We start from the raw sequence: 24,559 nt of genomic DNA, 5'->3' as shown, positions 1-24,559 counted from the left end.
AGTCGCACATGCCGGCGTCCCGTACCGCGGCCGTAACCGGTGAACGTCCCGCCGACCGCGCCGATGCCGTCGTCCTGGACGGCCGGAGCCTCACCGTCACCGATCTCGTCCGGCTCGCCGACCGCTCCCTGCCTGCCGCGGTGGATCCCGGGGCGCTGCAGGCGGCCGAGCACTCCTGGCACACTGCCTGCGAACTCGTCCTCGGCGGCCGTGTCTACGGCCGCACCACCGGTGTCGGTGGCAACCGGCACCTGGCGGTGCCCGCCGACGACGCCGACCACGGCCTGCGGCTGCTGCGCAGCCACGCCGGGGCGATCGGCGAACCGCTTCCCGCCCGTCAGGCGCGGGCCATGCTCGCCATCCGCGCCAACCAGCTCCTGCGGGGCGGCGCCGGGCTGAACCCCGCCGTCATCACCGCGCTGGTCGCGGCCCTGCGATCCGGCGCCCACCCGGTCGTCAACGAGTACGGGGCCGTCGGCACCGGGGATCTGGCCGCACTCGCCCAGACGGGACTGGCCCTGGCCGGCGAGCATCCCTGGGCCGGCGGACCGCCGCCCGAACCCATCACCCTGGACAACAATGACGCGCTCGCCCTGATCAGCAGCAACGCCCTCACTCTCGGCCAGTCCGCGCTGGCCCTGGAAGAGCTGCGCGGGCTGCTCGCGAGCACGACCGTCGTCGCCGCTCTCTCACTGCTCGCGGTGGACGGCTCGTACGAGGCCTACGCCGCGCCCGTGCACAACGCCCGCCCGCACTCCGGCGCGCTCTCCGTCGCCGCCCGGATGCGCCACACCCTCGGCGCGCCCGACCGGCCGGCGCCCCCGCTCGGCCGGATACAGGACCCGTACGGCTTCCGCTGCCTGCCCCAGATCCACGGCCCGGCGGTGGACGCCGCCGACGCGCTGGAGCGGGTGCTCGAGGTCGAGATCAACGCCGCCGCCGAGAACCCGCTGATCTGCTCAGGGGACCGGGCCGCCTACCATCACGGGAACTTCTACCTCGCCCAGGTCGCGCTGGCCCTCGACCACTTCCGGCTGTCCCTGCTGCAGACGGCTCGGCTGTCCACCGCCCGGCTCTCCGCGCTCTCCGAACCCGACTACACCGGGCTGCACCCCTTCCTCGCCGACGGACTGCCCGCCAGCTCAGGTGTGATGATCCTGGAGTACGCGGCCGGCGCGGCGCTCGGCGATCTCCGCGCCGCCTCGGCGCCCGCCTCGCTCGGCCACGCCGTGCTCTCCCGGGGCGTCGAGGAACAGGCCAGCTTCGCCTCACTGGCCGCCCGCCTGACCCTCAGGATCGCCGCCAACTACCGGCTCGTGCTCGGCTGCGAGCTGGTGGCGGCGGTTCGGGCACTGCGCCAGCGCGAACTGCGGCCCGCGCTGGAACTGCCCGTCGGACGGGCCTTCGCACTGGCGGAACAGTTCCTCGACCCGGGCATGAGGGACCGCCCGCTGTCGGACGACGTGATGACGGCGGCCGGGATGCTCCATCGGTTCGCCGAGCTGTGAGTCCCGCCCGGCACGAGCGGGGTCACTCAAGTCCAGCGGCTGGGGAGAACGGATGACTGAGACGGACGCAGCGGGCGTCGGCACGCCTCGCCAGCCCGGCGCTTCGGCGCGGCTGCACAGGCTCTTCGAGGGGCGTCGGCTGACGCCGACGCAGCGCCGCATCGCCCACTGCATGGTCCGGCAGGCTGAGGCCGCGCCCTTCCTGTCGAGCGTGGAGCTGGCCGAGCTGGCCGGGGTGAGCCAGCCGTCGGTGACCCGTTTCGCGGTCGCCCTCGGCTTCGACGGCTATCCGGCGCTGCGAAGACATCTGCGGGACGTCGCACCGGCCGATACCGCCACGGACGGGCTGTCGAACAACCAGTACCAGCAGGCCGTGCAGGCCGAGATCGACAACCTGCGGGATCTGGTGTCCCTGCTCGCGGACTCCGGTCCCGTGGAACGCGCGGGCAGGCTGCTCGCCGCCTCGCGGCCGCTGCCGGTCCTCGGGCTGCGCGCCTCAGCCGCCCAAGCCCGCGGCTTCGTCTACTTCGCCGCCAAGGTGCACCCCGACGTACGGCTGCTCGACGAAGGCGGCTCGCTGCTCGCCGACCGTATCGACGCGGCCCGGTACGCCGGGGCGACGACGCTCCTGTGTTTCGCGCTGCCGCGCCACCCGCGCGAGGTCATCGACGCGCTCGAGCACGCCGGCGCCGTCGGGCTGACCGTGGTGACGATCGCGGATGCCGCGTTCTCCCCGGTGGCCGCCCACAGCGATCTGCTCCTCCCGGCCGCCGTGGGCACCGGCCTGGTCTTCGACACGGCGTGCGCCCCCATGTTGCTCGGGCAGGTTCTGCTGGAGGCGATGTGCGACGGCCTGCCGGACGCCCAGGCCCGCCTGGAGGAGTTCGACGCGCGAGCGGCGGGGCAGGGGCTGTTCGCGGAGTGAGCCTCGGCGCATCGCTCCGGAGAACCGCGCTCCCCTCGGATCCGGGACCGACGCCGCGGGCGGCTCGTCGCGCGCGGTCAGCCACAGGGCCGGCCGGTGCGGAGAACCTGCCGCCGGGGGCACGTCGCAGCCAGGGGGCACGTCAGAGACGGCCGGTGAGCAGTTGCAGCGCGAGTCCGGTCGCACCGACGGCGATCCAGAGGATCGCACCCAGCAGCAGCGGCCGCAGCCCCGCGGCACGGACGAGCGACCAGTCCAGCGACAGGCCGATCCCGGACAAGGACGTGGTGATCAGGAATGTGCCGGCCGCTGACAGCGCCGGGTGCCAGGAAACGGGGACGCCACCGAGTGTGGCGACCGCCGACGCGGCGAGGAACCCGACGATGAACAGCGGGAACGCGCGCCAGGCAGGGATGCCGGTGCTGCCCGGGACCTGTCCGGCGCGTCGGCGCCGGGACTGCCGTATCTGCAGGACCGCGCAGATCGGCACGATCATGAGGCTGCGGGTCAGCTTGACCACTACCGCGTATGCTCCTGCGGCGGTTCCATAGCCGTAGGCGGTCGCGACGACCGACGATGTGTCGTTGATCGCTGTGCCGCTCCACAGCCCGAATGCCTGTTGCGACAGCCCGAGCCAGTGCCCGAGCAGGGGGTACAGCAGTACGGCGGCGATGTTGAAGGTGAAGATGGTGCCCAGGGCGTACGCGACGCGGGCCTCCGCCGCGCCGATCACGGCGGTGACCGCGGCGATGGCCGAGGCGCCGCAGATGCCCGTACCCACCCCGATCAGCAGGCGGGTCTCGGCGTGGATGCGCAGCAGCCGGCCCACGAGCCAGGCACCGCTCAGCGCGACGGCCAGCGTGCCGAGCATGACCGGGAGCGAGTCACTCCCCACCCGCAGAACGTCCCGCAGGGACAGTCCCGTTCCCAGTACGACGATCGACGCCTGCAGCACCTGTCTGCCCGCGACCGCGAACCCGGGGCGAAGACGCGCGGCCCGTGCGGGCGACAGGACCCGTCCGAGCAGGGGACCGATGACAGCACCGGCCGCGATGCCGAACACCGGGCCGCCAACCGTCGGCACCAGACCGCCCAGCCACGTGGACGCCGAGGCGACGACCAGGGTGACAGCGAGCCCCGGGAGGGCGGCGCCGGGCACCCGGTACCCGCGCCCGGCACGGCCGGGTATGCGCCGAGCGGGTGTCTTGACCGCTACGACGTGGGGCGATTCCATGGCGTCTCCTTCACTGGACCCGCTTCCTCACGATCGCCGCGCTCGGCGGCCTTCGGTAGAGACCGATTCCGCAGGGGGTCATAAGTGGAGCTGATGGGCCTGCCTCCGGGGACTCCGGAGCTGAAGGTGCTGGATCTGCTGGTGTCGGTCGCCGAGACCGGGAGCCTCGGGCAGGCCGCGGTACGGCACGGAATCAGCCAGCCGGCGGCGAGCATGCGGATCAGCGCCCTGGAACGGCAACTGAGGCTGGTCCTGCTGGAACGCGGTCCCACCGGATCCCGGCTGACCCCCGCCGGGGCCACGGTCGTGGACTGGGCACGGCCGGTGCTCGACGCGGCCCGCGCGCTGGTCAGCGGCGTCGTCGCCCTCCACGCCGACCAGCAGGGCCGGTTGCGTATCGCCGCGTCGATGACGATCGCCGACCATCGGATCCCCGGATGGCTGATCGCCCTGGGTGCCAAGGCTCCGCAGGTGAAGGTCGGCCTGCGGGTCGGCAACTCCGAGCAGGTCGCCGACATGGTCCGCCGCCGCGAGGCCGACCTGGGATTCGTCGAGGGGCCCCGCGCGCCGCTCGGTCTGCGCAGCCGGGCGGTCGGCGGTGACGAACTGGTCGTCGTGGTCTCACCGGACCACGGGTGGGCGAGGCGCCGGCGCCCGCTGCCCCTGCGCACACTCGCCGCGACCCCGTTGATCCTGCGCGAACAGGGGTCCGGTACCCGCGACGCGTTGTGGGAACTTCTCCGCAAGGCCGGCGAGCCCGCGTCGCCTGCCGCCGAGCTCGGTTCCACCGCCGCGATCAAGGCCGCCGTGACGGCCGGCGGCGCGCCCGCCGCACTGAGCCGCCTCGCCGTCTCCGCGGAACTGGGCGACCGGAGGCTGATCCACGTGCCACTGGACATGCCCGGCATGCTGCGCCGTACGTTCCGCGCCGTCTGGCTTCCCGATACGCCGCCGACGGGCCCGGCGGCCACTCTGCTCGGCATCGCCACCCGCCGGTAGGCTCGGGGCCGGCCCGGTACGTCGCCTGCCTCGCTCCGGCCGGAGATCCCTGCCTCGCTCCGGCTGGAATTCTTCGCGGAGGCCGGCGTCCTCGCGGGCTCACGCACGTCGGCGTCGTGCGAAGCCGAGATCGACGGCGTCCTCTGACATCGGATCTGTCCGAGTCCATCTCAAGGCTTGATGTGTGCACGTCATTGCGCTATCTCTGGATTCTGCGAACAGAAACTGCCTGCCGGGGTCTACTTCCTTGCCTGGCCGGCGCGGGAATGGTCGGTTGAGGAACCTCCGCCCTCACTTTTGGCTGATTACCCCTCTGGTAACGCGAAACAATCGGTTACCTTATGGCTGCACTGTGGTTCACGTCTCAACCAGGCGTAGAACAGCGCCAGTTCTCTGCTTTGGGCATGTCGGTCGTTTCGTCATGTCCGTCTCCATCCTGTCCTCACGAAGAGCGGAGTTTGCGTGACCGGACACCGCGCCATGACCTCGACCAAGCAGGACCGGCGCCCCCAACCGCGCTCAGGCTGACCCCCAGCCCCTACACTCCCCTGACAAACCATCAGTCTGTCTCCCCCCTGGGCAGAACCGGCCGGGCACCCCCGAAACGCCCTCCTCCAAGGCCGAGTTGTGCCGCCGCTCATCGCTGACCGAAAGCACCCATCCTCCGTGACCATCTCCGTGTACGAGGGCCGACCGGCGGGCCGGCACGCAGCCATTCCCCAGGGCAGCCTGCTCCGCCGGGTCTACGCGCCGCGTGCCTTCGACGCACTGGCCTTCTCCATGGCGACCTACGCCATGCCCCTGCTCGTGCTGGCCACCACCAACTCCGCCTCCCTGACCGGGCTGGCCTTCGCCCTGGAATGGATCCCGCGCGTCGCGGCGTTCGGTCTGGCCGGCGATCTGGTCGACCGGCGCGGCGCCGCCGTCGTGTGCTTCGTCGCCTCGCTGACCCGGGGGCTGCTGGTCGCCGCGGGGACCGCCGTGCTGATCGTCCTCCCGCAGGGAACGGCGGAGACGGTTACCGTGATGGCGCTGGCCGCCGCCACCGGTGCCCTGACCCAGTTCAGCTTCATCGCCAACGAGGCCGTGGGCGCCATCGTCAGCCGCCGGGCGGAGACCAAGGCCCACAGGGTGCAGTCCGTGCTGATCGGCATCGACCAGACCGCGACCCTCACCGGGCCCGTGCTGGGCGGCGTACTCCTGCTGGCCGGACCGAGCCGGATGCTGGCGGTCCTCAGCGCGCTCTCCTTCCTGGCGGCCGCGCTCGCCCTGCAGACCCCGCCGACCCCGCTCCGCTCCGCGCAGGGCGGGGCTTCGCAGCGGGGCGACGGCCTGAAGGTCGGGTGGCTGACGCTGCGTGCGCTGCCGGTGCTGAGCTGGCTGGTGGCCGGACTGGCCATCTCCAACCTCGCGCTCGCGCTGCTCCAGTCGGCCAGCCCGATCATCGTGGTGGAACGCTTCGGCCTGTCCACCGCCGCCGTCGGCACCCTCTGGTCGGCCGCCGCGGCGTCCACCCTGCTCGCGGTCGCCGCCTGCCGGATCGCACTCAACCGGCTCGGCCTGTGGGGAGTCGGCGTCGTGTGTTCCACCGTCGCGGCCGCAGCGTGTCTGGCCCTGTCCCAGGCGCCCACCTACACCACGTACGCGGTGCTCATGGCACTGTTCATGGCGGGCGACGGCGGCCTGACCGTCGTACTGCGCACCCTGCGCTCCCTCCTCATCCCGCCCGCCGTCTTCGGCAGCACCCTCTCCCTGACCATCCTTCTGCTGCTGCTGCCGTTCCCGATCGCGGGGATCATGGTCGCGCTGACCCCGCCGTCCGCACTCGACCACGTCATCGCCGTGTGTGGCGCGCTGCAGGCCGTCGCCCTCGCCCTCGCCTTCCTGCGGCTGCGCGCGGACCCGGTGCTGCGCACCGCGGACAGCCAGGCCCAGGCCACCGTCTGACGACGGCACGTCGGACAACAGCGGCACCGGGACCGGGACCGGCCGCAAACGTCACGCCACCCTCTTCCGTTACCACGGGCGGCCTGAGGTATGGTCTCCAACCGGTCAGTAGCCACCGATCGGTTACGCATTGGAACGGGGAGTGTCGGAGGGCTGCTCGATATGGAAACCCACCTTGGTGACGGCGCGTCCATGGACCTTGACGACGCGCGGCTGGAGGAGATGACTCCGGAGCCGCTCTTGACGCGCGACTACGAGACGCGTCCGGCACTCGTCTACGAGCGCCTGCGCCAACAGCACGGCCCGGTCGCCCCGGTGGATCTGCTGGGCGTGCCCGCGTGGCTGGTACTGGGGTACCGCGAGGCGCTCGAAGTGCTCCAGGACGACAACAACTGGCCCAAGGGGCTGGAGAACTGGCGGGCCCGGTCGGAGGGCAGAGTGCCCGCCGACTGGCCGCTCGGGCCCTCCCTCGAGGTCAACCACGTGCTGATCCAGGGCGGTCCGGGCTACCGGGCGTTGCGGATGGCGTGGGACACCGCGCTCAGACCGTTCCAGGACCCCCGCCAGCCCGAGGCGAAGCGGCTGAAGGCGGCCGCCACCGCCGACGCCGACGCGCTCATCACCCTGATAGGACAGGGCGGCCGCACAGGAGTCGCGGACCTGTCCGCGCAGTTCTCCCGGCCGCTGCCGCTGATGGTCGCGAGTCATCTGCTGGGCTTCCCCGGCTCGCAGGGCGACGACGCGCTGATGGACATGTGGCGGGTGCTGGACGCGGGCCCGGACGCGGAACCCGCCCTGGGACGGCTGCTGGAGACCCTGGCGGATCTGGCGGCAGTGAAGATCAAGCAGCCGGGGAACGACTTCCCCTCGTACCTGCTGGCCGCGCACCCGGGGCTCACCGTCGACGAACTCGCCCGTGAGCTGTTCATGTTGCTCGGCATGACCTCCGACCACGTCGGGATCCTCATCTCCAACACCGTCGTCGAGGTCATCTCCGGCGAGGGCGGGGTACGCGCCAGCCTCTCCGCCGGGATGGTCCGGGAGACCATGAACCGGGTGGTCATGCGCAAGCCACCGCTGGTGAACTTCGTACCGAGGTTCGCGGCCCGGGACACCCCGCTCGGCAACTACATGATCCACGCGGGCGACCCGGTCTGGGTCTCCTCCGCGGCCGCGCACGCCGACCCGCTCTTCGCCGGACAGATGGCGTCCGGCTCCACCATCAGCAGCCGGGCGCACCTGGCATGGGGCGCGGGCCGCCGCCAGTGCCCCGCACGCGAACTCGCCTCGATGGTGGCGGCGGCCGGCGTGAGCCGCCTGTTCGAGCGCTTCTCCGACCTGACCCTGGCCCTTCCGGCCGACCAACTCCCGTGGCGCTCCTCCCCGTTCATGCGCGGCCTGCGCTCGCTGCCCGTGCGCTACGAACTGACCGAGGACCCCCCGCCCCGGCCGACGCCCGCCTCTGACCCGGAGGAAACGGCACCCCCGGCCCTCCCGGACCAGGAGACCCAGCAGCGGTCGTCGCTGTGGCGGTATCTGACAGGGTTGATCCGCGGGGGGCGCTGACAGCCGGGAGGGGAAACCGTGGTTTGCGGTTACCCCTCCGGGGCGGATCACTGCTCCAGGGCCAGCCCGTCGAACAGGGCGTCGAGTACCGGCTGCCAGCCCCTCGGGCCCGCCCTGCTCGGTGCAGTAGGGGACGGTCGCAGAGGGCCCGCCCGGGGCTTTCAGGGCCTGTGGCGAACCCCTGCCGGGGATCGCCACAGGGCTTTCAGCTCTCCTGACCGTCCGGCTGCGCAACACGGTCGAGCAGCGCGTCGAGCCCGGCGGCGAGTCCCTCCGGACCTCCCTGTTCGGCCAGGGCGGGGGCAGCACCGCGGAGCCTGGGCAGTTCCTGGGGCGGCATGCGGTGCAGCCCCAGGCGGAACGCGGGATCCGATTCCTCCGGATTGTCGACCATGGCCCGCAGTTCCACGGACACATACCCGAGGACCCAGGCGGTGAAGGCCCGGAAGACGGCGGCGACGCCCTCCTCGTCGAGGCCCGACTCCTCCAGCAGGGCCAGGACGCGCTCGTGGTCCTTGAGCACCGCCATGGGGCGCCGGGCGAGCGGAACCGCCAGCATGCGGGTGGCGAGCAGCGGCACCACCTGCGGATGCGCGATGCAGACCTCGTAGGTCGCCCGCGCGATCCGGTGCAGCCCGGAGCGCCAGCCGTCGCCCCCGGGCCCGGCGTCCGCACCCTGCGCGGCGGTGCCGTCGGCGTCGGCGGCGAGCCGTTCCTCCAACTCGAGGTACAGGGCCTCGACCAGGCCGTCCAGCAGGGCATCCTTGCCGGCGGCGTACCGGTAGAGCGCCATGGCTTCCACACCGAGTTCGGCGCCCAGCCGGCGCATGCTCAGTGCGGACAGACCCTCCCGGTCGACCAGCTCCAGCGCACTGGCCAGTACCCGTTCCCGGCTCAGTCGGCCGTACCGGCCCCGGTCACTGGCCCGGCGCGCCGGGCCTGCTCCTGGGTCACGTGCCATTCCCTGCCTCCGACCTCATGCACCGTTCCCTGCGCCATCACCGCCTGACCCTACGCAGGCACGGGCCGATTTGGTGTCGGCGCGTGGTCCAGGCGAGTCGCCGTCGAAGGACCGTACGGGTCACCGCTGCCCCTCCGTCCGGGTATAGCGGTCGAGCAGTCCATTCAGCCCGCTGGCCAGTCCCTGCGGACCGCCCGGGTGGGAGAGGGCAGGCGCGGCCTCGCGGAGTCTGGCCAGGTCCTGCGGCGGCATGCGGTGCAGTCCGAGGCGGAAGGAGGGGTCGGGTTCGTCCGGGTTGTCGACCATGGCGCACAGTTCCATGGAGATGTAGCCGAGGACCCAGGCGGTGAAGGCGCGGAAGACGGCGGCGGCACCGACTTCGTCGAAGCCGGCCTGCCGTAGCAGGGCCAGTACTCGCTCGTGGTCCTTCAGGACGGCGAGCGGACGTCGGGCCAACGGAACCTCCATCATGCGGGTGAACAGCAGTGGCACCACCTGCGGGTGGGCGAGGAGGACCTCGTAGTTCGCCCGGGCGATCCGGTGCAGTCCGGTGCGCCAGGGGACTTCCCCCGGCGTGGTCGCCGTGCCGACGACGAGGTCCAGCCGCTCCTCCACCTCGAGGTAGACCGCCTCGACGAGGCCGTCCAGGAGGGCGTCCTTGCCGGCCGCGTACCGGTACAGAGCCATCGCCTCCACGCCGAGCTCGGCGCCCAGCCGGCGCATGCTCAGCGTGGACAGGCCCTCCCGGTCAACGAGTTCCAGGGCGCCGGCCAGCACCCGTTCCCGGGTCAGCCGACCATTGCGGCTCCGCTCACCCGCGCTGTTGCCCACGCCCGCGCTCTGCTCGGCGTGGCTGTGCGGCCTTGCCATGGACATCCTCCGAAGGCTGCTACGAACCCGTCGGTATCTCTTGACGGTAGGCGCAAATCGGGCGAAAGTGTAGATATACGCCGTAAATATATGCCGTAGGTGCTGGGAGACGCTTGATCATGTACAGCGACCCGATCATGAACGAGGGAAATGGCCGACCGCGGTCGAAGGTGAGCCTGGTCGTGCCGGCGCGGAACGAGGCCCGCAACATCTCATGGGTGTTGGAGCAGATCCCGGAATGCGTCGACGAGGTGATCCTCGTCGACGGAGACTCCAGTGACGCGACGGTGCCCATGGCCGTGCACTGCCTGCCGTCCGTGGTCTACGTGCCGCAGAGCGGTCTCGGGAAGGGGAACGCGCTGCGTACCGGCTTCGACAAGGCAAGCGGGGACTACGTCGTGATGATCGACGCCGACGGCAGCATGTCACCCACCGAGATCCCTCACCTTTTGCACTTCCTCGACAACGGCTTCGACTTCGTCAAGGGGTCGCGTTTCGTCGAGGGTGGTGGCTCGCTGGACATCACCCGCATCCGGAGGCTCGGGAACCACGTGCTCGTGGCGACCGCCAACCGGCTCTACCACGCGTCCCTGACTGATCTGTGCTACGGCTTCTGCGCCTTCCGGCGGAGCTTCCTGGATCAGCTGGACCTGCACGCGGACGGTTTCGAGATCGAGACCGAGATGGTCGTGCACGCCCTGCGCTCGGGACTGCGTATCGCCGAGGTCCCCAGCCTCGAACTGCCGCGGCGCAGCGGTCGGTCGAATCTCCACGCCGTATCCGACGGACGCCGGGTGATGCGGACCCTGCTCTCGGAACGGCCCGGTGCTCGGTCCGCCATCCTGAAGGCGCGGAGCGCGTCGTGAAGGCCGTCACCCTGCGCCCCGACCTCGTCCGGGCCCCGGCCCGAGTGGCCGATGTCGACTTGTCGCGTCCCGGGGAGTTCCGGCGTCCGGGCGGCCGTGAGCTGTTTCTGCCGGAGGGGCAGGTATGGGCCCTCGTGCGACTGCACGGTCTTCCGGTGGGCATGGTCAGTGCCGCAGACGGTTCCGGACCCGACGGCCTTTGGCGGTCCGTCGTCAACGCCGCACAGGGTGAGCTGGCAAGCCAGGTCGCCCGGCACCTCGCAGCGGACGAGGCAAGGGCCCCGGACGCCGGCCGCCCGACGCCGCCCTGCCAGCTGCCCCGGCTTCACGCCCTCCGTGAAGCACCCGCCATCAGTGTGATCGTGGCCAGCCGGGACCGGCCGGAGCTGCTGCGCCGGTGCCTGTGCTCGCTGCTCAGGTCGGACTATCCGGATTTCGAAGTCATCGTCGTGGACAACGCACCGGCAGACGATGCGACCGAATCGCTGGTGCGCCGAGCCTTCCGCGGCCGCGTCCGCTATGTGCGCGAACCCGTCGCCGGCCTGGCCCGCGCCCACAACACGGGGCTGGCCCGTGCGCGGGGCAGTTTGGTCGCCTTCACCGACGACGACACCCTCGTCGATCCCGGATGGCTGTCCGCCCTGGCCACTGCGTTCGTACGGGACCCGCAGATCGGGTGTGTCACCGGACTGATCCTGCCCACCGAGCTCGAGACCGCGACCCAGGTCGTGCTGGAGTGCCTCGGCGACTACGCGAAGGGATACACACCGTGCACCTGGTCGCTCAGCGAACCGCCGGACGAGCCGCTGTTCCCCTTCACGGCCGGGCGCTTCGGCTCCGGAGCGAACATGGCCTTCCGGACGGACGTGATCCGTTCCCTGGGCGGTTTCGACCCGGCGACTGGCGCCGGCACCCCGGCGCGGAGCGGCGACGACCTGTTGTCGTTCTTCGAGGTCCTGCACGCCGGGCACAAGCTCGCGTACCAGCCGGATGCGATCGTCTGGCACCGCCACCGTCGCACGCCGGACGCCGTGGCGGCACAGGTCTTCGGCTACGGCGTCGGGTTCGGCGCCTATCTCACCGGCGCCCTGGCACGTGATCCCCGCAGGCTGTACGCCCTGTTGCGCAGACTTCCCGGCGGTATCCGGTTCGTGATGAGCAGATCCCGAGCCCGCAGCAACGATCCGGTGGCTGGTTGGTCCCGGAACCTCACTCTCCTGGAACTGCGGGGAATGGCCTACGGACCGTACGGCTATCTGCGCGGACGTCTCACCAGCGGCCGCGCCTGAGCCCGAGGGACAGACATGAACACCACACCGGCGACCGGCTCGGCCAAGGGGACCACGGCCCGTGCGGGGGGCCGCTCCTTCACCGGCGCGTTGCGGGCCGGGATGGCTGCGGCGCTGCCCCGGGAGCCCTTGCTGCGCACGGGGCACCTGCTCGCCGTCAGCTCCATCATCAACGCGGGCCTGGGGTCGGTCTTCTGGCTGTGCGCGACGCGCTGGTACGACGCCGAGGTGGTGGGCCTGAGCTACTCCGCGATCTCCGCGACCCTGCTGCTGGCCGGCATCGGGCAGCTCAACCTGTCCGACTTCCTGGTCCGGTTCGTCCCGTCCGCCGGGCGCCGCACCCGCAGACTGGTGCTGATCTGCTACACGGTTAGCGCGTCGTTCAGTTTGCTGGCGGCCCTGGTCTTCCTGGCGCTGGTGCCGGTGGCCGCGCCCGGGTTGGACTTCCTGCTGGTTCCGGTGACCGGCGGCTGCTTCGTGGCGGCCACGGCCGGATACGCGGTCTTCGTCATCCAGGACGGTGCGCTCACCGCGGTCGGCCGCCCCGGGTGGGTGGTGACCGAGAACATGATCTTCGCCTGCGCGAAGATACTCCTGCTCGCCATGGGAGCCGCGTTGGCGCTTTTCACCGGAATACTGCTCTCCTGGGTCGGAGCTCTCGTGGTCTCCCTCGTCGTGGCCAATGCCGTGCTGCTCTACCGGGCCGTCCCGCAGCACGAGAGGAAAGCCCCGGCGACGGCAGCGCCGCCCCGCATGCTGGGGTACGCGGCGGTCGACTGGTTCGGCTCGCTGTTCCGGCTGGCTGCGTACACCCTGGTCCCGCTGATGGTGCTGAACCACCTGGGCGCGGAGCAGAGCGCCTACTTCTCGCTGGCGTGGAGCATCGGCTATGTGCCGTATCTCCTTGCCCGGAACATGGGGACGTCCCTGGTGGTGGAGTCGGTGCGCAGGCCGGAGCGGCTCGTCGAACAAGGTCTGCGGGTACTGCGCCACTCGGGTCTGCTGATGCTCGGCCTCTCCGTCGTCCTGGTCGCCGCGGCGCCTCAGATCCTGGCTTTGTTCGGCGCTGCGTACTCGGAGGAAGGCAGCACCCTGCTGCGGTTGCTGGCCCTGTCAGCGCTGCCGAATCTGCTGGTAAGCGTTGCCATCGACGTTGCGCGGGCCCGCCGACGGCTCCGCTGGGCGGTCGGGCTGCAACTGACGCTTTGCGTTCTGGTGTTGGTGCTCACTCATCTGCTGCTGCCGAGGCTGGGCGTCACAGGAGCCGGTGTCGCCTGGCTCGTCGCTGAGTGTGTGATCGCCCTCCCCCTGCTGGCGTGGCCCTCACGCTGGCTGGTTCCGGCCATCGAGAGGTCATCATGAAGACAACGGGCTCCGTTCTGTCCGCCGCATCCACCGTGTCCACCGCATCCCGAACGCCCACTGTGTCGGTCGTCGTCTGCGCCTACACCCTCGACCGGTGGGAATATCTGCAGGCCGCGATCGGTTCGCTGCTGGCTCAGAACCATCCTGCCGACGAGATCATTCTGGTCGTGGACCACTGCCAGGCCCTCTACGAACGCGCCTCGGCCGCGATGCCCGAGGTCAGGGTGGTGCCCAGCACCGGGAGCTGTGGCCTGTCCGGGGCCCGCAACACAGGCGTGGCGCTCGCACACGGTGACGTGGTGGCCTTCCTGGACGACGACGCAGCCGCCGAACCAGACTGGACATGCCGTCTCCTCGCTCCCTACGACGATCCACAGGTGATAGGCGTGGGCGGACGGGTCCTACCGCAGTGGTCCACCAGGCGACCGCTCTGGTTCCCACCGGAATTCGACTGGGTGGTTGGCTGCTCCTACTCGGGACTGCCTGAGCGGACTGCCCCGGTGCGCAACTTCATCGGCGCCAACATGTCGTTCCGCAGGACGGAGCTGCTGGCGGTGGGCGGTTTCCTGGACGCTCTGAGCCGGGTGGGCATCCGCGGCACATTCGGGAAGTGCGACGACACGGAGCTGTGCCTGCGCCTTGCGGCCGGTCGCCCGGGTGTCGTCCTCCTGTACGAGCCCGGGGCGCAAGTGCGGCACCGGGTCCCGGAGTCCCGGACCAGCTGGTCCTACTTTCGATCCCGCTGCTATGTGGAGGGGCTGTGCAAGGCGGTGGTGGCCTGGTACAGGGGCAGCGGGCCCGCACTGGCCAGCGAGCGGGCCTATCTGCTGTCGGCCGTACCCCAAGCACTCGCCCGGAGTCTGCGCCGACCCGGGCAACCCGGCGCGCTGCGAAGCGCCGCGGCACTGTCCGCCGGGGTGAGCGCCGCCGGCATCGGCTACCTCGCCGGGCGTGTCCGGCCGCTCGGAGCGCGCACTTTCTTCCGCCGTGAGCAGGCCGCTGAGGAATGGTTGGGGGAGATCCGATCATGAGTTCCGTCCCCGTGTTCCTCTACCACGCTGTGTCGGACGACCCGCCGCCATGGCTTGCGGCGGTCACGGTGAGCCCACGTACTTTCGTCGATCACCTGGACATGATCGCCGGCAGCGGACTGCGCGTGGTTCCCCTGAGACAGCTGGTCGAGGCCATGCTCGGCGGGCCCGCCCTGCCACCCCGGTCCGCAGTACTGACCTTCGACGACGGATACGCGGACTTCTGGTCGACGGTGGCGCCGCTGCTCGCCGCGCGGCGGCTGCCGGCCACCCTGTTCGTCACCACGGACGCCCTGGGCACCGGCCGTACGCGGTCGGCAGTCGGGCCGTTCCCGTCCATCGCCACGCTGAGTTGGGCTCAGGTCGTGGAACTGGACCGGTCCGGAGTGGAGATCGGCGGACACAGCACGACCCATCCCCAACTCGACACATTGCCCTGGAAGTCGGTGAAGGAGGAGGTGGAAGGCTGCAAGCAGCGGCTTGAGGACGCCCTGGGCCATTCCGTCACCTCGTTCGCCTACCCGTTCGGCTATTCGAGCCGCCAGGTGCGCCAAGTGGTGCGGGAGGCGGGCTGGACCTCGGCCGCCGCCATTCGCTCGGCTTTCAGTTCACAGCAGGACGATCCGATGCGAATCGCCCGGTTCATGGTGCAGGCCGACACCGACCGTGAACACTTCGGGCTCTGGACGCAAGGACGGGGAGCTCCCGTCACGCCGTTCGGTGAAGCATGGCGGACCAGGGGGTGGCGGTCCTACCGTCGGCTGAGGGCAGGAGCGGGACGGCCGTACCGGATCATCCCGCCTGAAGACGGCGGACGGCCCTGAGAACGCCCGCGGGTCAGCGCTGCCAGACACGGACCCAGTCCACGCGCATCTGCGCCGTATCGACCGAGGAGGGCGGGGGCTGTTTGATGCCGACGGCCAGGTTGATGAGGATCTCCATGGGAACACGCGGAATCCGCTCCCGGTCGGTCACCCGGAACCGCTCGATTCCGTCCACGTACCAGATGAGTTCGTCGGCTTGCCAGAGCACTGCGAAGACGTGATAGCGGTCGGCGAACCCGCTTGACGTGTAACTCCCCTTCTGCTGACGCTCTTCGCCCTGACGGTTCCGCCAGTGGACGTACATCGAAACCTCACGCGTGCTGGTGAGGGATTCCATGATGTCGAGCTCGGGTGGCGTGTAGCGGCTCGCCGGCATCAGCCAGAACTGCGGGGCCATACCTCTCTGCGGGGGGATGCGGATCGCGGCCTCCACATAGCCGTATGTGAAAGTCCGCCGGGGACGGGCGTACCAGTGGTCACGGCCGGTGGAAATCATGCCGGACGTCCATGGATGGACCTGCCCGTCAGTGCCCGGGGTGGTTCGCCGCTCGGCTGTCAGGCTCAGGTGCCCCCCCTCCACCGATACCTGACCGGGCAGATACCACTCAAGCTCGTTGCTGCTGGAGTTGGTGCAGCCGCCTCGGTTCCAGTCGTAGCAGGTGGTCCAATCGTCACGGTTGAGCCGCGAGCCGCTGAACTCGTCGTGGAAGACGAGCCGCCAGTTCCCAGGACGGGACGCCAAGGCCGGAGGTACTGGTATGTGCGCGGTGCCGTCAGCGCCGCAGGCAACCACCAAGAGCGTGAACAGTGCCAGCGCGGCCATGAGCCTGGTGCTCCATGGCATCAAGGCCCGTCCTGCGACCCAGCCGCGACGGACGCGGCGACTCTGCGTGCGGCGAATGCCGTGCCCGCCACGAACCGCATGACGGGACCGAAGGTGGGAGCCGCGGCAAGCCCGGTGAAATAAAGGCCGGGCACGGATGACTCGAATCCGGCCGAGAGGCGCGGTGCACCGCCGGAAGTGCGTATCTCCCGGCGGAGTTCGGGCGACAACAGCTCAAGCCGGTGGACATCCACCCGGTAGCCCGTGGCCAGCAGCAGGTGGTCGGCCGACAGCACCTCGGATCGGCCGTCGGATCGCGCCAACTCCAGACGGACCGACCCGTCTTCCGGCCGCGCGGAGCGCACGGTACGACCGCACAGCACGGGGAAGCGGCCGTCGACACGGTCCCGCAGCCACCAGGCACCGGCCGGCCCCAACACGGTGTGGAGCAGCTGGGTCCGCACCCGCCGAGGCAGATGCCGGTAGGCCGGACCGCCGCGGCTGCAAGCCAAGAGTGACCACCCAGGGCCGAGCAGTGAGCCCGGTTTGACGATCCGGACCGGGAGGGGGCGGTCGGCCGGCCGGTCGGCGTCCGGCGGAGCTCCGAACCTGAGGGACGCGGCACGGGCGATCACGATGGGTTGGGCACCCGCCTCATGCAGCAGCGCGGCGCTCTCCAAGGCCGACTGCCCGGCACCGAGAACGGCCACCCGCCGTCCTACGAACGGGGCCAGGTCACGGTGCTGACTGGTGTGGGAGACCATGCCGTCGGGAAGGGAGCCGCGCAGCTGCGCTGGTTCGTGGGTGAACGGAACCTGCCCGGTGGCCACGACGACGCTGCCGGCGAGGAATTGCTCACCGGAGGTGAGGGTGACGCCGAACAGACCGTCCACCGACTCGACGCTGCGCACCTTCTGCCGCTCCAGCTCGGGCACCCGGCGCTCCTGGAACCACCGCCCATAGGCGATGAGTTCCTCGACGGGTATCGGATACGTGTCGCCCACCGGACCCAGCCCTTGGGCGGCACGGAAGTCCGCGAGACTATATCCGGGTTCTGGCGCCGAGATCGACGAGGCGGCGGGAACCGACTTGAGGAGCATGCCCTGCGGCATATGGGTGTGCCAGCCCTCCATGGGGTCGCCGAACACTCGCCGAGGTACCCCTGCGGCGCTCAGCCAGGCAGCTGTGGCGAGCCCGTACGGACCGGCACCGATGACCGCGATCGGTGCCCGGTCTCCGGAGGCACTGCTCGTTGTTTGTTGACGGGCGGTGATACCGGCATTCACGGGCATGTCTCCGTCCCCTCTCCGATCACAGAGGCCGCTTCTCTCACCAGAGTGCACCCGCAGGACGCAACCAGCCACACGAGCGAATTCACCCCCTTCCGGCCTTTCGCGGGAGCAAGGCCAAGACGGAGGTGACGGCGGCGAGCACCAGCACGGCCCGCTCCGTGGTGAAGGCGCCGCCGAGGAAGAGTGCCTCAGCCACGAGCATGGACAGGGCCAGGCTGAGCACCACCGTGAGGACGACGGTCTTGAGGAGCGCGTACGGGTCTGGTCGCAGGGCCGCCCACCCTCCCGTGCTCAGCGCCGTGAGTCTCAGACCGCTCACGGCCGCGAGTCCCGGACACAGGACCAGGAAGACGGTCATGCAGGCGACCCGCAATGGATGGCCAGCCTGCAGGGCGGTGGCCGCGAGCGCGACCCATCCGGACGCGGCGAGTCCCCAGCGCAGTGACCTCATCGTCCGCCTGCCTCAGGGGGTGCGTACCGGAAGACCACCGCGTCCCGGTTGTGGTAGACGACGGTGAACTCCGGTGATTCGGACAGCACCTTCTCCACTCGGCTCTGGGTGTCGGCGGGCAGCACTCCGGTGAGGTAGGTCAGCGCGTGCTGGGCACGGGTGAGGACGATGTAAGCGGGCCGTTTCGCCGTGGCCTCGGCGACGAAGGCTTCCACCGTTGCCAGCGGGTCTCCCACCAGATGCTTCCTGTCCCTGATGTGCTGATAAGCCAACGAGACCCGGCTATGGCGGTCGTACGACATGTCGATACCGGCGACGTCCGTGGTGAGGGTGAGGATCCGAGCGCCCCTCGGCGCGTGGTCGGTCACGTAGCGCGCGGCCGCCACCTCCTCCCGAGTGAAACTGTTCACCGACTCCTTGCCGTAGTAGCCGAAGGCCAGTCCGCCCAGCATGCACAGCAGCAGCGGGTAGACGACGAGCGGAGCTCGGAGTCGCCGGGTGTCACGCTCGAACAGCAGGGCGGAGATCAGGAACGCGGCTGCCGGCAGTGCGAAGAGGTAAACGCGGAAGATCATCTCTCCGCCGTAGTTGTTCGCCACGAGGACGGCCAGCGGAGCGATCAGGAGCAGCGGCATGCCGGTGCGGCGTGTCGAGGGGCGGCGCCAGAGGGCCATCACGGCCAGCAGGACGACCCCCGCCGTCAGGCCTCGGTCGATCCAAGCCAGCAGGACTTGGCCGGGGGCGGCGGTGCCCAGGGCCGCCAGCCCCCCGGACGCGACATTGGAACTGGGATTCAGCAGCGACTCCATGAGGCTGTTCAGGTGGATTTCGAGATACGGCCGCGCCACGGTGGCGTCCCACGCCGCGGTCGCCGCCACCGCCCCGGCCAGAACCGGCAGCGTCACCCTCCGGTTGCGGCGCGGGATCGAGAGCGCCAGCAATGCGCTGATCAGCATCAGCGGGGTGAGGGGGTGCGAGCACGCGATCGCGATCTCCATGATCAGCACAGCGAGCAGTGGGCCTCGCCGCCAGGCTCCCCAGCGCGGGCGCGCCGACGGGGGGAACACCGACGACGGCAACTGCCTCAGCACGAGTGCGATGACAGTCACGAACAGCAGGAAGGCGAAGGTCTGGGGTGCGAAGTAGTCCTGGCCGATCCAGGCACAGGAGAAATAGATCCAGACCGCGCCCCAGACCAGTCGTCGGTCGCGCACTACGGACCGGTACAGCAGCAGCAGCGGGAGCACCAGCAGGGCGTTGCTGACCGGCGGGGCCCACGCCGCATAGCCGAGGACCGAATCCATGCCGGTGGCTCGCAGGAACAACGCGTTGAGTTCGAAGAACCCGGGCCAGGCGTCGTAGACGGCAAACCTGCCTGTGGTCTCGGGGACGCCGTCGTGGCGGAGGACCGCGTCGACCACGGCCACGTGTTTCCAGGCCCAGGCGTACCGCAGCGTGGCATACAGCAGTGTGGGTGTGGCATGGAGGACGGCGATCAGTCCGAGCACATGGGCGGCGAGCCAGACATTCTTGGTTCGTCGGTCGTACAGAGCCATGCAGAAGCTCAGGGTGAGCAGGGCGAGTGCGATCCAGAAGGAGACCGGGAGGACCTGAAGCAAGCCGAGGTCGCGCATACGACGGAGATCCACGTCACGCAGCGACACCAGCCACAGGGCCAGGGCGGTCGGCAGCATCGCCCGGACCGCCCATCGGCGCGCGGTATCACGCCGGGAGTGGGGCAACGAGGCCTGGGGCGTGCGGGCACTGGCCTGGGTCTGCACGGCGGGCGGCGGGGTGCCGCCCGTCAGCTCCGAGCGCCGGCCCATCGGAGGGACTCCCTGAGGACGGGTGTGACGGTATCCGCCACCCACCAGCGGCTGTACATGAAGCGCCATGATTTACGGAGATTGTCCGCCACGAGCCACAACCAGGTCAGCAAGGGCAGGGCCACTGGGTCGACGACGCCTTCATCCGGATTCACCGCGGCGAGGGCCAGAAGCGCGCGATCTGCTTCCGACAGGTGGCCGGCACGCAGAATGTCGGCCACCTGGTGACCCGGCGAGCGGCCAGTGAGCGTGGCGCGGAGAGCAAGGACAAAGTTGTAGGCATCGATCTCGCAGGGACCGTCCGGGTGCGCGTTTCCCCAGTCGAAGACGCCCGTGACCCGAAGTGGCTCCCCGTCCAGCAGCACATTGCCAGGATGGTAATCACCGTGGGTCCAGCCCTCAGTGAGTACAGCACCGGCGAGTGCCGCGTCCAGGCGGTGGCGGAGCGCCTCGAGTGCCGTCGCTTCACGCCCCGCGCCGTAGCGGCGGAGCTCCGTGGACAGGATCGCCAGGTGCGGCTCGATCCAGGGGGTGACGCGGCCGGCGACCGGCCTACGGTGGCCGACGGCATCCCGCAGCTCCGCCAACATGCGGAGGGCGGGGGCTGCGATGCGGTGCGGATCCTGTCGGTTCCGCTGGAGGAGCAGTTCGGCGTCGACGCCGGGGAGCCGATTCTGGACGAGCGTCCCAGAGGTGCTGTCCGGATACGGTCCGATCGCTCTGGGCAGCAGCGGGCGCCACGGCTCGAGCCGGTCGTCGTCGGCGAGCCGTCGGAGGATCTCCCACTCCCGGCAGACGGTGGTCGCCCCCCGCTCGTTCCGTGAATGCTTGACCACGACGCTCCCCGTGTCCCGCCGCAGCTCGAACACCAGGAGACTGCTCAAAAGTTGGGTGGGGCGCCGTACCACGGCGATGTCGCAGGGGCCGGTGCCGCGCACCAGCCAGCGGGCCCGGAGGTGATCGTCCAGTCCGCCCAGCGCACGGGGCAGGCGTAGCGGCAGCAGCCCTAGGAGCGGGTGCAGTTGCGCCGCAAGTTTCATGATCACCTCCATGGGTGGGCCCTCCGGCGGGCAAGGCCCGTGCGCAACCCTGATAATCAGTACATCTGAAGAGATTCTACGACTTTAAGAGTATTTGTCTCTTTTCGGAGGGAAGGGGTTGGCGATCTTCGTGCTCGATCACGAGGTACCCGTGCTCCTCGCCAGGATCGGCAACTATCCACAGCATCACGGCAGTCTGGGCGTGGCGCGCACGCTCGGTCGGCTGGGCGTGTCCGTCCACGCGATCGTCGAGGACTCGTTCACCCCTCTCGCCCTCTCACGCCATGTGACCCGCAGGTTCGTCTGGCCGACGACCGGCAGGGAGGACCCGGAATGGCTCACCGGCAATCTGCTGTCGATCGGTCGGGCCATCGGTGCGCCCTGTATTGCGGTGCCCACAGACGATGAGGCGGCAGTCCTGCTGGCCGAGCACGCGGACCGGTTGACGGAATGTTTTCTGCTCCCGCCGGTGCCGACCGGTCTGCCGCGTCTGCTCGCGGGCAAGGCGAGCCTCCACCGGATCTGCGCCGACGCCGGGGTGCCCTCGCCTCGTTCGCGGGAGCCGGCTGACCGCGATCACCTGGTCGATGCCGGCCGCGAGATCGGCTATCCGCTGGTGCTCAAGAATCTGGAGCCTTTCAGCCGACTGCGGTCGCCGGCCGTGCGATGCACCACGAGGGTTCGGGACGAGCGGGAGTTGCTGGCCCGTTTCCCGGACGGTGCGTTGCCACCCGTCCTTGTGCAGGAGTACATCCCCCAGCAGCAGGCGGAGGACTGGATCACTCACCTCTACTGTGGTCCAGGAGGCGTACCGCGGGTCCTGTTCACCGGGCTGAAGCTGCGCTCCTGGCCACCGTACGCAGGGATGACCGCCCGGGCCGTGGCGCTGCGCAACCCGGAACTGGCACGGCTGGCCGAGCGACTGTGCCGCCGAACCGGCTACAGCGGAGTGGCGGACCTCGACTGGCGTTACGACCGCCGGGACGGGCTGTACAAGCTGGTGGACTTCAACCCACGGACGGGAGCCCAATTCCGTCTCTTCGAGACGGTCCACGGCGTCGACGTCGTGCGCGCGATGCATCTGGACCTGACCGGCCGTGAGGTACCGGTTGGCCCTCAGGCCGAGGGGCGGGTCTTTGCGGCCGGTCAGCTGGACTTTCCGTCGGTGGTGGCGTGGCTGCGCACGGAGCGTCGGCTGCCGCCCGGTCTGCTGTACGAACGAGCCACGGAACGGGCCTGGCTCTGCCGGGACGATCCGCTGCCGGCCGTGATCGAGGGAATCCGGTTCACGGGACTCGTGACGCGCCGTCTGGTGTCTCTCGCGCGAGGCCGCTTCGGTCACTGACCGACCCGTCCTCCGGGCCGCTTCCTGTCGCGTCTCGATGGCTTTCCGTCATGACGGGTTCTTGCAGGCGATCCCGAACAGACCTTCGCCGTCGTCGGTCGGGCAGATCAACGTGCGGGCTCGGGGGGTCTTCCGCGTCCAGTCGGCGAAGCCCTGATGGGTGCTGATGTCGTCGACGAGCATCACGCCGCGGGGGCCCAGCACTCGTCCGATGCGTTCCATTTCGAACCGCGTGTTCCTGGCGGTGTGCAGGCTGTCGTGCACGAAGACGTCCACCTGGTCGAGTTGGCGCAGCAGTCTGGGCAGGCGCCGTCTACTGGATCCCTCGATGTACGACCATCTCGACCGGTGGGTCTCGGGTACCGCGACCCCTGTCTGGTTTCTGAGGGCACGCTCAAAGGGATGCGGAAGGTCCACGCTCCAGAGGTGTCCCTCGCCGTTGCGTGTCAGCGCCTCCAGTACAAAACGGCTGGTGACACCGCGCGCGACGCCCGTCTCGACCACAACGGCCGGACGGAGGTGGAGCACCGTGCACCACACGGCTCGTGCCAGAGCAGCGTCGGCGTCACTGTACTGACCGTATGTGTGGCGCCCGAACGCGAGTCCGCGTTCCTCGAGTTCCGCGATCACGGTCTCCCATAGCTCCCGGCTGCGGTCGCGCTCAGGGCAGGGCCAGGGCGCGCCGAGCCACTGATGCAGTCTGGGTTCCCAGGCGCTGTCGACGTCGTATTCGACCGGGTGCTCGAAGTAGCTGGCGATCCCCTCAGGGACGAGACGCACTCCCTCCAGCGGGTCGGTGACCAGGGCTCCAGCCAGGCGACGGACGCGGTCGACTTGTTCGTTCCGAAATACGCTCCCCATGATTGCCCGCTCCATCCGGTGTCAGTCCGGGCGTCAGACGAACACCTTTGCTGCGCAGTAATGCTGGGCGACGGTCCGACCGGGGCGCTCTGCGTTCGCCCGAAAAGAGCTTCCTCCAGTATCGGGGTCGTGCGTGGGGGCGGCATCTGGCGGCAGCCTGCAACGAGTGGTGGCCGATTCCCGGCCGGGGGCCGTTCCTTTCGCCTGCGAGTACTCCACTTGACCTGGGGCAAATCGTACCTAATCTGTATGTATACGCTGTAAATGTACAGATAGGTGATGGCGATGGCCAACGTGACCGTCGTCGGCGCTGGCGCCCGATTCGCCAGCGGGCTGACGCAATACACCAACCGGCTCGCGGATGCCCTCGCCGGCTCTCCGGGCCTGCGTACATCCGCTGTTCTGATGCGGCAACTGCTGCCCACTCGGCTGTATCCGGGGCGGCGGCGGGTCGGCAAGCCGGTCACGCGCGTGAGGTACCGACCGGACGTGCCCGTGTTCGATGGCGTGGACTGGTACTGGCTTCCCAGCATGCTGCGGGCCGCCCGCTTCCTGCGTAGGCAGAGACCGCGCTTCGTGGTCCTGCAGTGGTGGACCGGGACGGTGCTGCACTCCTACGTGCTGCTCGCACTGATCGCGCGGCGGTTGGGGGCGCGGGTCATTGTGGAGTTCCACGAGGTGCTCGACCCGGGTGAGGCACGCCTGCGGTTCGCTCGAGTCTACGTGCGCCGGTTCATGGGGCTCCTGTTGTCCCGGGCCTCCGGGTTCGTGGTCCATTCGCAGTACGACGCGGACCGGTTGCGCAATGCGTACCCGATCGGCGGCCGTCCCCTGGTGAAGGTCCCGCACGGCCCTTACGACCATCTGCAGCAAACTTCGCAGGCGTCTTCCGGGCCCATCGCAGCCTCACCGGGGGTGTGCAACCTGCTGTACTTCGGAGTGCTGCGCCCCTACAAGGGGGTGGAAGATCTCGTTCGGGCTTTCGACGCGCTGAGCCCAGAGGAGATTGAGGGTTACCGGCTCACCATCGTCGGGGAACCATGGGAGGGCTACGCCCTGCCCGCCGAAGCGGTGGCCGCCTCCCGATACCGGGACCGGATCACATTCGTCGACCGATACGTCACGGACAGCGAGGTTGCCGCCTATTTCGCGGCAGCCGACGCCCTCGTTCTCCCGTACCGTCGATGCTCCTCCTCAGGCCCGCTGCACATTGCGATGAGCCATGGGCTGCCCGTAGCGGTGCCCGCCGTGGGCGGGCTGGTGGAGGCCGCGACGGGCTACACCGGCGCGCTGCTGTTGCCGCCGGGAGACGTCGCGGCGCTGACAGACGCCCTGCGCAGGCTGCCGGGGCTGGCCGGCAGGCATCACCAGGACGTCCGCTCTTGGGATGAAACGGTTGCGGCCTACCTGCGTCTGTTCTCGGAGATCGACGGCCGGGCAGCTGCGCCGTCTGTCGCGTCACCTACCGACCTCACCCTCGCTTCCGGCCCGGCAGCGGCCGCCGCGCGGAAGGGAGCCCCGTGAGTCTGCCGACAA

At 69.8% G+C, this 24,559-nt stretch carries 21 protein-coding genes; 12 read left to right on the top strand and 9 right to left on the bottom strand.

Annotated elements, in window-relative coordinates; genetic code table 11:
• The first annotated feature begins 8 nt into the window (after positions 1–8).
• Positions 9–1,508 (top strand): aromatic amino acid ammonia-lyase, encoded by a 1,500-nt coding sequence (locus tag EF387_RS28040; RefSeq protein ID WP_128379393.1) that lies wholly within the window; start codon positions 9–11, stop codon positions 1,506–1,508.
• 52 nt (positions 1,509–1,560) lie between these two features.
• Complete coding sequence (locus tag EF387_RS28035) at positions 1,561–2,433, top strand: MurR/RpiR family transcriptional regulator (protein WP_128379392.1); 873 nt, start codon at positions 1,561–1,563, stop codon at positions 2,431–2,433.
• Positions 2,434–2,575: 142 nt separating this feature from the next.
• On the opposite strand, the gene EF387_RS28030 is transcribed toward EF387_RS28035, so the two are convergent.
• Positions 2,576–3,667, bottom strand: coding sequence for a YeiH family protein (locus tag EF387_RS28030; protein WP_128379391.1), 1,092 nt, complete (start codon positions 3,665–3,667; stop codon positions 2,576–2,578).
• A gap of 93 nt (positions 3,668–3,760) precedes the next feature.
• Between EF387_RS28030 and EF387_RS28025 the strand changes: the two genes are divergently transcribed.
• From EF387_RS28025 to EF387_RS28015, 3 genes are all read left to right on the top strand, one after another.
• Entirely contained in the window at positions 3,761–4,666 is a 906-nt protein-coding gene (locus EF387_RS28025) for a LysR family transcriptional regulator (RefSeq protein WP_128379488.1), read from the top strand.
• 666 nt (positions 4,667–5,332) lie between these two features.
• Positions 5,333–6,613, top strand: coding sequence for an MFS transporter (locus tag EF387_RS28020; protein WP_128379390.1), 1,281 nt, complete (start codon positions 5,333–5,335; stop codon positions 6,611–6,613).
• A gap of 162 nt (positions 6,614–6,775) precedes the next feature.
• The gene (locus EF387_RS28015) at positions 6,776–8,179 is read left to right on the top strand and encodes a cytochrome P450 family protein (protein ID WP_128379389.1); all 1,404 of its coding nucleotides are present in this window, start codon (positions 6,776–6,778) and stop codon (positions 8,177–8,179) included.
• 205 nt (positions 8,180–8,384) lie between these two features.
• Here EF387_RS28015 and EF387_RS28010 read toward each other — a convergent pair whose 3' ends face one another.
• Positions 8,385–9,140, bottom strand: a complete 756-nt coding sequence (locus EF387_RS28010) for a TetR/AcrR family transcriptional regulator (RefSeq protein ID WP_128379388.1) — start codon at positions 9,138–9,140, stop codon at positions 8,385–8,387.
• A gap of 120 nt (positions 9,141–9,260) precedes the next feature.
• Complete coding sequence (locus tag EF387_RS28005; protein WP_420802631.1) at positions 9,261–10,016, bottom strand: TetR/AcrR family transcriptional regulator; 756 nt, start codon at positions 10,014–10,016, stop codon at positions 9,261–9,263.
• A gap of 113 nt (positions 10,017–10,129) precedes the next feature.
• Here EF387_RS28005 and EF387_RS28000 point away from each other — a divergent pair, with 113 nt between their 5' ends.
• The 5 genes from EF387_RS28000 to EF387_RS27980 are packed head-to-tail and all read left to right on the top strand — an operon-like array spanning position 10,130 to position 15,385.
• The gene (locus EF387_RS28000; RefSeq protein ID WP_128379387.1) at positions 10,130–10,876 is read left to right on the top strand and encodes a glycosyltransferase family 2 protein; all 747 of its coding nucleotides are present in this window, start codon (positions 10,130–10,132) and stop codon (positions 10,874–10,876) included.
• Positions 10,873–12,165, top strand: a complete 1,293-nt coding sequence (locus EF387_RS27995) for a glycosyltransferase family 2 protein (protein ID WP_238431745.1) — start codon at positions 10,873–10,875, stop codon at positions 12,163–12,165. The genes EF387_RS28000 and EF387_RS27995 overlap by 4 nt, the downstream gene beginning before the upstream one ends.
• Before the next feature lie 15 nt (positions 12,166–12,180).
• Positions 12,181–13,527, top strand: coding sequence for a lipopolysaccharide biosynthesis protein (locus EF387_RS27990; protein ID WP_128379386.1), 1,347 nt, complete (start codon positions 12,181–12,183; stop codon positions 13,525–13,527).
• Positions 13,524–14,561 carry a glycosyltransferase family 2 protein gene (locus EF387_RS27985; protein ID WP_128379385.1) on the top strand — a complete coding sequence of 346 codons (1,038 nt, stop codon included), beginning with the start codon at positions 13,524–13,526 and terminating at the stop codon, positions 14,559–14,561. The genes EF387_RS27990 and EF387_RS27985 overlap by 4 nt, the downstream gene beginning before the upstream one ends.
• Entirely contained in the window at positions 14,558–15,385 is an 828-nt protein-coding gene (locus EF387_RS27980; RefSeq protein ID WP_162467224.1) for a polysaccharide deacetylase family protein, read from the top strand. Before EF387_RS27985 ends, EF387_RS27980 begins: the two co-directional genes overlap by 4 nt.
• 13 nt (positions 15,386–15,398) lie before the next feature.
• Here the strand turns inward: EF387_RS27980 and EF387_RS27975 are convergent, their stop codons facing one another.
• From EF387_RS27975 to EF387_RS27955, 5 genes are all read right to left on the bottom strand, one after another.
• Positions 15,399–16,208, bottom strand: a complete 810-nt coding sequence (locus EF387_RS27975; protein WP_162467223.1) for a glycoside hydrolase family 16 protein — start codon at positions 16,206–16,208, stop codon at positions 15,399–15,401.
• 20 nt (positions 16,209–16,228) lie between these two features.
• Complete coding sequence (locus EF387_RS27970; protein WP_128379382.1) at positions 16,229–17,500, bottom strand: NAD(P)-binding domain-containing protein; 1,272 nt, start codon at positions 17,498–17,500, stop codon at positions 16,229–16,231.
• Positions 17,501–17,582: 82 nt separating this feature from the next.
• Positions 17,583–17,951 (bottom strand): hypothetical protein, encoded by a 369-nt coding sequence (locus tag EF387_RS27965; protein ID WP_128379381.1) that lies wholly within the window; start codon positions 17,949–17,951, stop codon positions 17,583–17,585.
• Positions 17,948–19,777 (bottom strand): glycosyltransferase, encoded by a 1,830-nt coding sequence (locus tag EF387_RS27960; protein WP_128379380.1) that lies wholly within the window; start codon positions 19,775–19,777, stop codon positions 17,948–17,950. Before EF387_RS27960 ends, EF387_RS27965 begins: the two co-directional genes overlap by 4 nt.
• Positions 19,756–20,817, bottom strand: coding sequence for a phosphotransferase family protein (locus EF387_RS27955; protein WP_162467222.1), 1,062 nt, complete (start codon positions 20,815–20,817; stop codon positions 19,756–19,758). Before EF387_RS27955 ends, EF387_RS27960 begins: the two co-directional genes overlap by 22 nt.
• Before the next feature lie 130 nt (positions 20,818–20,947).
• Between EF387_RS27955 and EF387_RS27950 the strand changes: the two genes are divergently transcribed.
• Positions 20,948–22,162, top strand: a complete 1,215-nt coding sequence (locus tag EF387_RS27950; RefSeq protein WP_238431744.1) for a carboxylate--amine ligase — start codon at positions 20,948–20,950, stop codon at positions 22,160–22,162.
• A gap of 48 nt (positions 22,163–22,210) precedes the next feature.
• Here the strand turns inward: EF387_RS27950 and EF387_RS27945 are convergent, their stop codons facing one another.
• Positions 22,211–23,023 carry a class I SAM-dependent methyltransferase gene (locus EF387_RS27945; protein WP_162467221.1) on the bottom strand — a complete coding sequence of 271 codons (813 nt, stop codon included), beginning with the start codon at positions 23,021–23,023 and terminating at the stop codon, positions 22,211–22,213.
• Positions 23,024–23,308: 285 nt separating this feature from the next.
• Between EF387_RS27945 and EF387_RS27940 the strand changes: the two genes are divergently transcribed.
• Positions 23,309–24,547 (top strand): glycosyltransferase, encoded by a 1,239-nt coding sequence (locus tag EF387_RS27940; protein WP_128379376.1) that lies wholly within the window; start codon positions 23,309–23,311, stop codon positions 24,545–24,547.
• Positions 24,548–24,559: the final 12 nt, after the last annotated feature.

This window comes from Streptomyces cavernae, from assembly GCF_004023625.1.
Classification (GTDB): domain Bacteria; phylum Actinomycetota; class Actinomycetes; order Streptomycetales; family Streptomycetaceae; genus Streptomyces; species Streptomyces cavernae.
The sequence above is the reverse complement of the archived record's forward strand: the minus strand, read 5'-3'. Positions and strand labels throughout refer to the sequence as shown.